This window comes from Yeosuana marina (genome assembly GCF_011762485.1).
Classification (GTDB): Bacteria; Bacteroidota; Bacteroidia; order Flavobacteriales; family Flavobacteriaceae; genus Yeosuana; species Yeosuana marina.
Map to the genome: position 1 here is coordinate 143207 of NZ_JAAKGI010000007.1, position 12557 is coordinate 155763.

8 protein-coding genes are annotated in these 12557 nt (G+C 33.7%); 2 read left to right on the forward strand and 6 right to left on the reverse strand.

All coding sequences use genetic code 11. The annotated features are described in order from the left end of the window. Positions 1–24: 24 nt before the first annotated feature. The 5 genes from G5V56_RS09340 to G5V56_RS09360 form a co-directional block, all read right to left on the reverse strand. Positions 25–2169 carry a beta-glucosidase gene (locus tag G5V56_RS09340; RefSeq protein ID WP_240911292.1) on the reverse strand — a complete coding sequence of 715 codons (2145 nt, stop codon included), beginning with the start codon at positions 2167–2169 and terminating at the stop codon, positions 25–27. A gap of 246 nt (positions 2170–2415) precedes the next feature. Then, positions 2416–3714, reverse strand: coding sequence for an MFS transporter (locus G5V56_RS09345; protein ID WP_166964204.1), 1299 nt, complete (start codon positions 3712–3714; stop codon positions 2416–2418). A 28-nt stretch (positions 3715–3742) separates the two neighbouring features. Continuing rightward, complete coding sequence (gene uxaC / locus G5V56_RS09350) at positions 3743–5155, reverse strand: glucuronate isomerase (protein WP_166964206.1); 1413 nt, start codon at positions 5153–5155, stop codon at positions 3743–3745. Beyond that, positions 5155–6333 (reverse strand): mannonate dehydratase, encoded by a 1179-nt coding sequence (gene uxuA, locus G5V56_RS09355; RefSeq protein ID WP_206285889.1) that lies wholly within the window; start codon positions 6331–6333, stop codon positions 5155–5157. The genes uxaC and uxuA overlap by 1 nt, the downstream gene beginning before the upstream one ends. A 20-nt stretch (positions 6334–6353) precedes the next feature. Next, complete coding sequence (locus tag G5V56_RS09360) at positions 6354–7181, reverse strand: SDR family oxidoreductase (protein ID WP_166964208.1); 828 nt, start codon at positions 7179–7181, stop codon at positions 6354–6356. A gap of 184 nt (positions 7182–7365) precedes the next feature. On the opposite strand from G5V56_RS09360, the gene G5V56_RS09365 reads away from it, so the two are divergent. Then, complete coding sequence (locus G5V56_RS09365; RefSeq protein WP_166964210.1) at positions 7366–8424, forward strand: sugar ABC transporter substrate-binding protein; 1059 nt, start codon at positions 7366–7368, stop codon at positions 8422–8424. Positions 8425–8460: 36 nt separating this feature from the next. Here the strand turns inward: G5V56_RS09365 and G5V56_RS09370 are convergent, their stop codons facing one another. Next, positions 8461–11766 (reverse strand): Ig-like domain-containing protein, encoded by a 3306-nt coding sequence (locus tag G5V56_RS09370; protein WP_166964212.1) that lies wholly within the window; start codon positions 11764–11766, stop codon positions 8461–8463. Between the two features lie 383 nt (positions 11767–12149). On the opposite strand from G5V56_RS09370, the gene G5V56_RS09375 reads away from it, so the two are divergent. Next, complete coding sequence (locus G5V56_RS09375; RefSeq protein ID WP_166964214.1) at positions 12150–12536, forward strand: acyl-CoA thioesterase; 387 nt, start codon at positions 12150–12152, stop codon at positions 12534–12536. Positions 12537–12557: the final 21 nt, after the last annotated feature.

Sequence of the window (12557 nt, forward strand, 5' to 3'; positions counted from 1 at the left end):
TTTTAAAAAAAACAAATGTCTGCTTTATTCTATTTCAATTTTAACCTTTTCTACGATATGGTCTGAAGCATTTCCAACATAAACAATATAATCCCCTTTTTCAAGTGTCCAATCAGAAATAGATTCATTATAATATGCCAATTTAGAGGCGTCTATGGCTATAGTTAGATTTCTAATTTCGTTTTTAGATAATTCAACTTTACAAAACCCTTTTAACTCTTTTAGGGCTCTTTTTACTTCAGATTTAGGTTTGCCTATATAAACTTGAACAACTTCCGCCCCAGAAATATCACCCGTATTTTCAATATTACAGCTAACACTAATTTTATCTGTTTTTGAATATTTCTTTTTATCAGTTTTTACATCTGAAATTTTAAAAGTAGTATACGAGAGGCCATATCCAAATGCAAATAATGGCTTGATATGCTTAGTATCATGCCAACGATAACCCACTAAAATATCGTCTTTATAAACTTGATTGATACCATCACCTGGATATGATATTTCTCCAAAGTAATGAGCCGCATTATCATTTAACTTTTTTGGAAACGTAAATGGTAATTTTCCCGATGGATTTTCATCACCACTAAGAATATCTGCGATGGCATGTCCTGTTTCACTACCTAAATACCATGCTTGCATAACACCCTTAACATGATCTAGCCAAGGCATTGCCACGGCATTTCCACTAACTAATACAACCCCGATATTTGGGTTAACTTTTGCTAGTTGTTCTAACAATTCATTTTGTCCGAAAGGCAACTCTAACGATTGTCTATCTCCTCCTTCACAATCTTGATGATGACTTTTATTTAATCCACCAACAAACAACACAATATCAGCTTTTTTAGCAGCCTCAAGTGCTTCCTGTTTTAATGTATTTGCATCAAATTTTGAAGGCAAAACACGTCCATAGGCCGAAGGCCCTGAAGCGTAACCCATGGCATGAATAATATTTGCGTTTTTATAACGCTCCTTTATACCTTGTAAAGGAGATATTTCTTGTTTTGCTTTTAATTCAGAAGAACCACCTCCAACAGTCATAGGTCTTGTAGCATTTTCTCCTATAACAGCAATAGTTATTTTTTTATTTGGATTAACAGGAAAAAAAGAATCTTCATTTTTTAATAGTACAATCCCTTCTGTACCCACTTTACGAGCAACATCTAAATGCTCTTGATTGTTCATTTTGCCCAAAGGCCGATTAGAACTCATAGTTGTCCTAAACATTAACCTTAAAATTCTACGAACTTTATCGTTTAATACAGATTCTTCAATCTCTCCGTTTTTTAAAAGTTTTAAAAAAGGATTTGCTAAATAGTAATAATCATAGGCATTCTCTTTACTTGTTGTCAATCCATTTGTGCCTGTCCCCATTTCAATATCTAAACCATACAAAGCTGCTTGCTTCGTATTGTGGGTGGCGCCCCAATCTGTAATTACAACGCCATCAAATTGCCAATCTTCTTTTAATATTTTATTTAACAACAACTCATTGTGACTGCAATATTGCCCTCTAAATTGGTTATAAGCTCCCATAATAGACCAAGCCTTCCCCTCTTTAACTGCGGCTTTAAAAGCTGGTAAATAAATTTCATATAGAGCTCTATCACTTACTTCTACATTAATTTTATCACGCCATAATTCCTGATTGTTGAGTATATAATGTTTGACACAAGCTGCTACCCCATTTTTTTGAACCCCTTGAATATACGGAACTACCATTTTAGATGCTAGATATGGATCTTCTCCCATATACTCAAAATTCCTGCCGTTTAAAGGTGTACGGTATATGTTTATACCCGGCCCTAATAAGACGTCTTTCTTTCTATAGCCTGCTTCTTCACCAATACTAAAACCGTAGTCTGCAGATAAATTTGGATTAAATGTAGCTGCTAAACACGTTAGAGCAGGAAATGCTGTAATAGAATCATTGGTCCATTTTGAATAACTCCAACTATCCCAATTAATTTCAGCTCGCACACCATGTGGTCCATCAGACATCCATAGTTCTGGAATCCCCAATCGATCGACACCTGGCGAACTAAATTTTGATTGTGCATGTACCATATCTACTTTCTCTTTAATAGTGAGCAGCGATATAATACTATCTATTTTTTTTTCTGAATTTAAAAAATTTATTTCTTGAGAATATGTAGCATGAGACATATTTAAAATTAAAAATAAAGCCACAATTTTATAGAAAGTTTTCATTGCAAATTATTCAATTTAGATTATTTATTGTTAATAGACTTATAATATCTAAAGGCAATTTTACTTTCTTTAAAACTTAGAATAATCCTCTATTTGTTATAATATCTTTTGAAATTAGCTTAAAAACTTCTCATAGACTATTTTAAGATAATCCCTTATAATTACACAAATTTAGTAATTTCTATATTATTGTTTGCTTGTTTATTTTTGAATTAATTTTAAATTTTCATCCAAAGGCGTCATTTTAGGCATTAATAAATGTACCAAACCAAGAATAATTAAGTAACATGAGCCTGCTACTAAGAAAGCCCAAAAATACCCTGTATTTCCAGCTGTATCTAATACTGATCCTAAAAGAGCATCTGCAACAATACCTGCTACGGCTCCTACCATGCCTCCGATTCCTACTACCGATGCGGTTGCTTTCTTTGGAAACACATCGGATGCTAATGTAAAGATATTAGCGGACCAAGCTTGATGACCTGCGGCTCCCAATCCTATTAAGAATACAGCCAACCACTCATTGTCCGTTATAGCTACAAAAGCTACTGGTAATATAATTAAAGCACATATGAGTAAAGTGATCTTTCTTGCCTTGTTAATCGTCCAGCCTTTCTTTATAAAAACTCCTGATAGATAGCCTCCTAAAATACTTCCGCCATCGGCCATAATATAAATTACAAAAAATGGTAAGGCGATATTATGAATATTAACACCAAAGGTATCTGCTAAAAATTTAGCGCCCCAGAATAGATAAAACCACCACACAGCATCGGTTACCTTTGCTAAAGCAAATGCCCATGTTTGACGTTTTGCCGCCACAGCTTTCCATGGTAATTTATCTTCATTTTCTACTTCTGAATCACTGTTTATATAGGCTAATTCTTCTTTGGTTACTTTAGGATGCACTTCTGGTTTTTTATACATTCTAAACCATAAAAACACCCAAAAAGCACTAAGTGCTCCTGTAATTAAAAAAGGGATTTGCCAGTTTTTACCATCTTCATGTACAATCCAACCAACTACAAATGGTGCTGCGATAGCTCCTACACTTGTGGCTGCATTAAAAAGTCCTGTAGCAAAAGCGCGGTCTTTTTTTGGAAACCATTCGGCTGTTGTTTTTATGGCTGCCGGAAAGTTTCCTGACTCTCCAAATCCTAACCCAAATCTGGCTGCTGCAAAACCTATTATGCTCCAACCCGGACGAACCAATGCATGCAACATCCCAAAGAAACTCCAAAGACCTATGGATAAAATGTAACCCTTTTTGGTTCCTAAACGGTCGATTAATCCTCCCATTGATAGCATACCAAGGGCGTAAGCAACTTTAAATGAAATCATAATATAAGAGTAATCACTATTGGTCCAGCCGAATAATTTTTCTAAGGTTGGAGCTAATACTCCAATAATACTTCTATCAAAATAATTGATAGTCGTAGCAAACATTAAAAGTGCTAAAATCCGGTAGCGATAATTGCCAATCTTCTGAGTTTCGTTCATAATTAATTTAGTTTAGTATCTGTTAAATTCAATTGAAATTGAAATAGTTTTTTGCGTTATTGTAACATATATCTTGAACCATGTGTCCTAGGAATTCTGTATCATTTGGCACTAAGCCTTTTTTAACATCTTCAGCTAATAAATTACACAAAATACGTCTAAAATATTCATGTCGTGGAAACGATAAGAAACTTCTACTGTCTGTAAGCATTCCCACAAAACGACTTAATAAACCCATATTAGACAAGGCGTTTAATTGTTTTTCCATACCGTCCTTCTGATCTAAAAACCACCAACCGGAACCCCATTGCATTTTTCCTGGTATTCCTCCGGTTTGAAAATTTCCCATCATGGTTGCGAAAACTTCATTCTGCGATGGGTTCAAATTATAAGTAATTGTTTTAGCTAATTGATCTGTTGAATTGAGGGTATTAAACAATTTAGACAAAAATTCTGCCATAGGAAAATCGCCTATCGAGTCGCAGCCTGCATCCAAACCTACTTGTTCAACTAATCTACTATTATTATTTCTGATGGGACCTAAATGGTATTGTTGCACCCAATCAAATTTATGATATTGCTTTGCTAAATAGATAAATAAACTCGATCTGTACTTATTAATTTCTAAAGTTGAAAGTTTGTTTCCTTCTAGTTTTTTATTGAAAATAGCAGAAACCTCTTCTTGCGTAAAATCTTCAATAACCAAGGCTTCACCAACACCAAAATCTGATAAAAGGCATCCGTTTTCATTAAAATATAGAATTCTGGCATCAATAGCTTTTAGAAAATCAGAATAGGTTTTTATTTCAAAATTTACAGCTACGCCTAACTTATTAATGTAAGGCATAAACTTGTCGTGCCCAATAAAAAATAATTCGTCTGCTCTAAATGTTGGATATACTTTTGTAAAAAAACCAGCTTTTGCAATGGCTTTATGATATTGTAAATCGTCCGTTGGATCGTCTGTGGTACAAACCACCTTAACATTCAAATGTTCTAATAACTGTGCTGGTGTTTTATGTTCTAAAATGGTATTTGCCTTTTCATAAATTATATCTGCAGTATTTGGTTGCAGAATATCATCAATATCAAAATAACGCTTCAACTCTAATTGTGTCCAATGAAACAAAGGGTTTCTTAAGGTATAAGGCACCGTTTCTGCCCATTTATCAAATCTATGTTTCAAACTAGCAGAACCTGTGATAAAATTTTCGTCAATACCATTAGCCCGCATACCTCTCCATTTATAATGATCGCCATTCAACCAAGCTTCTGTAATATTTTTTACAGGCTGGTTTTCTGCAATAAGTTTAGGTGATAAGTGGTTGTGGTAATCTATAATTGGCATGTCCTTGGCGTAGTTATGATATAATTCTACAGCGACATCAGAATTCAATAAAAAATTATCGGTAATAAATGTTTTAGATTTAATTAAGGTCATTATACTAAGCTTTTTGAAATTCCAAATTCTAATCCTCTTAGTTCTGCTAACCCTCGTAATCTACCAATCCCTGAATAGCCAGGATTTGTTTTTTTATGTAAATCGTCTAACATCTGGTGGCCATGGTCTGGACGCATAGGAATCAAGGCATCTTTCATACCTGCAGCTTTACGTCGGCGTTCTTCAATAACCACTTCTTTTACAACGTTAAACATATCGACATCGCCTTCTAAATGATTTGCTTCGTGGAAATTACCTTTTGCATCACGTTGTGTACTTCTAAAATGTAAAAAGTGAACGCGGTCTGCAAAACGTTTGAAAATCTGAACCAAATTATTATCCGCTCTCACGCCTAAAGATCCTGTACAAAAAGTAATACCGTTGGATCTATCTGAGACCTGTTCAAATAAATATGCATAATCTTCTTCGGTACTAACCACGCGTGGCAACCCTAAAATTGGATACGGTGGATCATCTGGGTGAATACACATTAAAACATGATTTTGTGCCGCTACTGGAATAATTTCTTTTAAAAATGCTGCCAAGTTTTCTCTTAATTTTTTAGCGTCAATAGCTGCATAAGTATCTAAAATTGTTTGAAATTGCTCCAACGTATAGCCTTCTTCCGCACCTGGCAAACCAGCAATAATATTATTGACTAATTTTTGTTTATCATCTTCTGAAAGTTTGTCAATATAGACTTTGGCCTCGGCTTTTTGCTCTTCGGAATAGAATGCTTCTGCTCCTGGTCTTTGCAATAAATATAGTTCGAAAGCAGCAAAAGCGGTGGTATCAAAACGTAATGCTTTAGAACCGTCTTCTACTTCAAAAGCCAAATCGGTACGTGTCCAATCTAAAACTGGCATAAAGTTATAGCAAACGATATTGATGCCACAACTTGCTAAATTTTCAATACTCTTTTTGTAGTTCTCGATGTACTGTTGAAAGTTTCCTGAACGCGTTTTAATATTCTCGTGCACCGGAATACTTTCTACGACACTCCAGGTTAGTCCTTTACTTTCAATAATGTCTTTTCTTTTTTGAATCTCATCAACTGTCCAAACTGTTCCGTTTGGAATATGATGTAAAGCCGATACAACTCCTGTTGCGCCTGCTTGTTTTATATCTGATAACGATACGGGATCATTGGGTCCGTACCATCTCCATGTTTGTTCCATAATAATAAATTAAATTTCTATTAAACACCGCTATAAGCTGCAAATCCACCATCAATAGGAATGACAACTCCCGTTACAAAAGATGACGCATCATCACATAAATATAAGGTTGTGCTTATTAAATCTTCTGGTTCGCCATAACGCCCCATGGGTGTTTGATCAATAATTTGTTGTCCTCTTTGGGTTAAACTGCCATCAGGATTGGTGAGCAAGGTTCTGTTTTGGTCTGTTAAGAAAAACCCAGGTGCTAAAGCATTTACACGAATACCTACTTTTGAAAAATGCACAGCCAACCATTGTGTAAAATTAGAAACTGCTGCTTTTGCTCCGCTATACGCTGGTATTTTTGTAAGTGGGGTAAAGGCGTTCATAGACGAAATATTAAGAATATTACATCCTTTTCTTCCCACCATATCTTTCGCGAAAATTTGAGTTGGCAATAATGTTCCGATAAAATTTAAGTTGAAAACGAATTTAATGCCTTCGGGATCCAAATCAAAAAAGGTTTTAAAACCTTCAGCAGTATTTTCCAAATCTGCCTCTAACAAATGTGGATTAGACGTTGTTCCTAACGGATGATTTCCTCCTGCTCCGTTTATTAAAATATCACAGAGTCCTAATTTAGAGTTCACTACTTCTTTTGCAGCTTCTAGTGATGCTTTCTCTAACACATTAGCCATAACAGCAATTGCAGTTCCTCCAGATTCATTTATATTGTTGGCTACGGCTTGTGCAGCTTCAATTTTTAAATCTAAGACCGCAATTTTATGTCCTTGCTTAGCCATTGCCTCTGCCAAGGTACTACATAAAACGCCACCTGCTCCCGTTAATACTACTACTTTACCCATTTTTATTTTATCATAATTATTAAAAAAACTATATTTCGTGTTCGCACACGCAAATATAATAAAAAAATGTGTGCGCACACGACTTGTTAAAAATTTTATTAAATTGCTGAAAATTACGCAATGGTACATATGCATTTTAAATTAAATTTTTTAGTTTAAAAATTTTAATACACTCTATTTCAGAATGATAACAATAAAAGACATAGCAAAAGAGGCAAATGTATCTGAAGGAACTGTTGACCGGGTTCTGCATAATAGAAGCGGAGTATCTACGAAAACTAAAGAAAAAGTAAAAAAAATTATAAAAAAGTATAATTTTAAAACCAATCCAATTGCCAGTGCCTTAGCTTTAAAAAAGAAATTCAAGATTGCGTATTTAATTCCAAAATATGACGAACAAAATGTGTTTTGGAAATTTCCAGATATGGGAATTACTAAAGCTTGTGAAGAAGTAGAAAATTATGGCGTTATAATTGAGAAATTCACATTTGACCAATTTAACTCATTATCTTATTTAAAAGAATTCTCTAAACTTATAAAAGGGGAACCAGATGTCGTTGTAATAGTTCCAATGTTTAAAGAAGAAACTATTGAAATCACTAAGAAATTGGAATCATTAAACCTTCCTTATATTTTCATGAATATTAATCTTGAGGGATATAATAATTTTTCATTTATAGGACAAGACTCTTATAAAAGTGGTTTTGTCGCCGGAAAGTTAATGTGCCTAAGTTTAAAAGAAGAAACCACCTGCCTTACAATACAAACTAGATCAAATATTTCTAATTATCTTGCTATTTCAAAACGAATAGAAGGCTTTAATGACTATATATCTAGTAATAATATTAAGATTACAAATTTAAATTTAACTATCAATCTTGACAATTTAGCTTTAGTAAAAAAAGAATTAAATAACCTATTAGAAGAAAATCCGAAAATTAAAGGTGTTTATGTTCCATCAAGTAGAGTGGGCATAATTAGCGATTTGATAGAAAAAAATAAAATAAAAACATTGCATATTATTGGATTTGATACAACAGAAAAAAATGTCAAAGGACTTGAAAATAATACCATTAAATTCTTAATATCACAAAAAGCCTTTAACCAAGGATATGAATCGGTTCTTATGATGTCAGATTTCCTGTTGTACAAGAAAATACCACCAAAAAAGGTTTACTCTCCTATCCAAATTATTATTAAAGAAAATGTAGAGTTTTATGAACCCAATAAAAAAAGTTTTTAGTTTTTCTTTTAATTTAATTAAAGAAAACAACCAGAGCTACCTAACCAAACTAAAATGTCCTTTGTAAGTTATTACATTACCTGAGGTTTCAATTAATTCGGCTATAAACCAATAATCTGTACTTGCTAATCGTTGCCCATTAAAAGTGCCGTCCCAAGAGCCGTTTTTTGCATTTAGTTGCTTGATGAATTTTCCATATCTGTCAAAAATATTAACTACAGATGTATTTGCAAAATCGTTGCCTAAACCTCTAATTTGCCGAGTGTCATTGTTACCATCACCATTAGGTGTAAAATATTTTGGAAATCCTAGAATGAATACTTCTAAACTTGCTATACCGCACTTGTTTTTATCTTTTACATAAATAATATGATTACCAGCCCCCACTCTATCAAAAAATGGCTGGTCTTGATAAGGACCATTAATATCATCTAATGCAAACTCATAATCGCCAATACCAAGATTATTGTTATCATTATTGATGGCGATACTATTATTATCTGTAAGTTCTACAATAGTAATATCGTCTGCGCCAATTGATGCTATTGCAGATTCAACAACATCAAAAGACACAGGAAATGATTCGCAGCCAAAACTAGATGTTGCTATAACCGTATAAACACCTCCTGAAACAACCGTTGAATTAGGCAAATTGCTTATAACTGTTCCTGTTTCATCTTTCCACTCATAGGAATAATTCCCTCTAGGATTATACGTAAATAAGGTAATAGGATTATTATCTAAACAATATACTTCTGTTTGATCCACTTCAAATTCAGGTCTTGGGTGCACGGTTAACAATAAATGAGGTCCAAGTCCGAAGCAATCTCCATTATCATCACTTTCTACCCGAACATATAAAACTTGAGAAAATGGTGTTTCGTTTACAAAATTATTTACCGCTGTTATTTCATTTTGTTCTAATTGAGCATCATTCAAGTTTCTAAAATAATGCACACTTAAATTTTGTCCCCCAGGAAATTCAGCAATAAAAGCAGCAGATGCTTGATTGAGATCAAAAACATGCAACCCATCAATAGCGGCATCATCATCACAAGTTTCTAACTCTTGTAAATAACCTTGTGGAAAGGCTGTTGTAGACACTTCTAAGCTAACGGTTGATACTCTAAAACAACCATTAGAGTTTTGAACCCGCGCAAAAACCGTACTAGCAATGGAATTATTAAAAGAGGTTGCATTGATAGCATTTGTTTCTGAATTAGCATCAGAAAGTGATACATAATAGGTGATATCTAAACCACTAGAATTATTATTTGTAATGATGTCATTTGCTTCGTTAAGATTATAATCCGTAAACCCATCAGGGTTACCATCTTCATCACAATTTTTAAAGGTAATATTAGATTGAATAACAGGCAGCTCATTAACCTGAATTTGCATTGAGGTATCTGCATAACAGGTGTTATCCAAATTATTTTCAATTCTTACATATATGGTTTGAGTTGTTTGTACTGTATTTGTAAAAGCTGTTGGTACTGGTATTAAAGCAGTATAAGTAGAATCTGTATAATAGCTAATAGTGAAATCTGAAGCAGCTTTTCCATTTAATAGAATAGACTCATTTACAGTTAAATCAAAAGATGTAAACCCGTTGGTATCGTCTCCATCTGCACTAGTATCACATAGTTCAATTACAGGAATAGTAGTTGCGTTTGGGGGACTTACCGTTTCATAAATTATAACATCAACTGGTAAACGTGATGAACTTTCACAAGTATTAACCGTTTGAGTAGCATAATAGGTTGCTGTTGTTAATGGATTATTAGCACTTAAAGGGCTTCCTCCTGTACTTGCGGCATACCATAACACATTAGTTTCTGTCACTTGTAAATCAGCTATCGTAGTATTATCAATATCGCAAAATGTTTGAGTAGTATTGGCAGTTGGCAATGGTGTTTTTTGAACGGTTAGAGTTACTGGAGTTCGTGTAGTTGTAGTGCAACCATTTGCGGTAGCATCTACATAATATGTTGTTGTAGTACTTAACACTGGTGTTACAAATGAATTTCCTGTAAAAACTAAATTTCCCGCTGTTGCACTATCGTACCAATTGATATTACCTACAGAAGATGTCGCAGTTAACGTCCCTGAACCGCTATCACAAACCAAATCATTAGTCGTTGCTGTAATAGTTGGAATTGGATTAATGGTTGCCGTAACGGGTATTCTTGCGCCCTCTATACAACCATTTATTGATGCAAGGGCATAATAATTAGTTGTTATATTTATATTAGGGGTTGTAAAAACTGGACCAGTTGCTAGTGGTGATCCTCCCGTAGGAGAATCAAACCATAAAATATCTTCAGAACCATTCAACGGAAAGGCTTCTAATTGTACACTTCCACTACCACATCTAGAAGCGCTATTGGTGTAATCAATTTTGGCTACCCAAATACTTGACGTACCAGAAATATTTAAAACAGGTTCTCCAGGAAAACCACCATATTCAACAATATATCCTTTAGGCTGATAGTTTCCTGTTGTATCACCAGTATTTGTTAAATCATTCCATGCTCCAGGTATGCCTACATTATATGTTATATGTGCATAATCTTCGTTAGCTCCAAGATACTGATTAGGCTCTCCTGTATTCCAATTAGCGTAATTTGGAGTAGACCCATTATTTAGGCCATTCCAAAAAATCAAACCATTTTCTGAAGGAGGTCCAGTAACCCATTTCCAAACGCCTTCAGTTTCGGCATCACTTCCTCCAATCCAACCAGCTCCAGCGGCTTGCTCTCCTGCTAATTGTGCTTCTTCTGGATAAAGTAAGGTTGCCAAATACCCTTGTAACCCATAATATGTTCTCATTTCAGCCGCCGTTTTGGCAGCTGTCCATGTAATACCTAAAGCAGATACATACTCATAATAATGTCCTGTTCTGGGTAAATAATTAGCATCACCAATAGTAAAAGAAAAATACTTATTTGATGGGTTGTTACTTGTACTTTCAAAAATAACATCTTTAACCGCGGCTATTAAATCACTTAATGCTGTTGTCGCAGATAGTGCCGTTAAGGTTAGCTTTCCCTGATTAAGACTCCAAGATTGTGTTATATTGGAATTTGTTCCTTTATAATCTAGCTTATCTTCACCTTGCACATACCCCGTTGATATTTGCACATATACTTCTTGAATATTTTCACCTCCTGCATTTAAAATATTAAAATCTGTAACTACATTGATTTGACTTAACGGACAATAATTCTGATTTCCGATGGCTATAATCTCAGGAGAAACATTACTTCGAGCCCAAGAATTTTGACCAAACAAAAAAAAACTTACTAATAAATAATAGGCAATACATTGTTGTTTTTTCATTAATTCTTTGACTTACTTATAAGATAAAAAAGACTATACTTCTTATCCTTTAAAACACTGTGTTTTACACAATAATAAACTCAAAAATAACAAATAATAAGCAATCTAACTATACTGCTTTATATTTCTTTGAGGGTTAATATGTACACTATTATCTTAACCCTAAAAACCGCTTTTAATCGTCCAAAATTATGATTTATTGTTTTCCAAAAATGCTTATGCTCCCTAATAGTATCAAAAAAACTTTGTGTATTTATTTCTGTTAAGAGACAATAACTTATATATCATTCCAAAAAAAAGAATTTGTTGGCATTTTAAAACTCCAAAAATCAATTATTCTATTACCAAAAAATAAGGCTATTTTTGCTTACAAAAACTATCACATGCAAACTTTTGAATCTACTATAAAAGTAACAGAAGATGATTTAGATGAACTTGATCACGTTAATAACGTACGCTATGTTCAATGGGTTCAAAATGTTGCTAAACAACATTGGATTCAACATGCTCCTTCAATTATTCTTGAAAATTATTTTTGGGTAATGACCAAGCACTGTATTGAATATAAAAACTCGGCTCTTTTAAATGATAAAATAAAACTTACAACTTACATAAAAAATTATAAAGGTGCCATTTCAACAAGAGTTGTAGAAATAACTAATTATGAAAACAATGTACTAATAGCAAAGTCTGAAACTAAATGGTGCTTAATCAATACAAAAACAAAACGTCCCGCTAGAATTACTTCAGATATAACTGAAGTATTCTAATTACCTTTTCAAAAAAACATT

Bases quoted from the DNA above. Each gene is read 5' to 3' on its own strand.
- G5V56_RS09340 (WP_240911292.1), bottom strand. From the start codon at position 2,169: ATGTCTCATGCTACATATTCTCAAGAAATAAATTTTTTAAATTCAGAA.
- G5V56_RS09345 (WP_166964204.1), bottom strand. From the start codon at position 3,714: ATGAACGAAACTCAGAAGATTGGCAATTATCGCTACCGGATTTTAGCA.
- uxaC (WP_166964206.1), bottom strand. From the start codon at position 5,155: ATGACCTTAATTAAATCTAAAACATTTATTACCGATAATTTTTTATTG.
- uxuA (WP_206285889.1), bottom strand. From the start codon at position 6,333: ATGGAACAAACATGGAGATGGTACGGACCCAATGATCCCGTATCGTTA.
- G5V56_RS09360 (WP_166964208.1), bottom strand. From the start codon at position 7,181: ATGGGTAAAGTAGTAGTATTAACGGGAGCAGGTGGCGTTTTATGTAGT.
- G5V56_RS09365 (WP_166964210.1), top strand. From the start codon at position 7,366: ATGATAACAATAAAAGACATAGCAAAAGAGGCAAATGTATCTGAAGGA.
- G5V56_RS09370 (WP_166964212.1), bottom strand. From the start codon at position 11,766: ATGAAAAAACAACAATGTATTGCCTATTATTTATTAGTAAGTTTTTTT.
- G5V56_RS09375 (WP_166964214.1), top strand. From the start codon at position 12,150: ATGCAAACTTTTGAATCTACTATAAAAGTAACAGAAGATGATTTAGAT.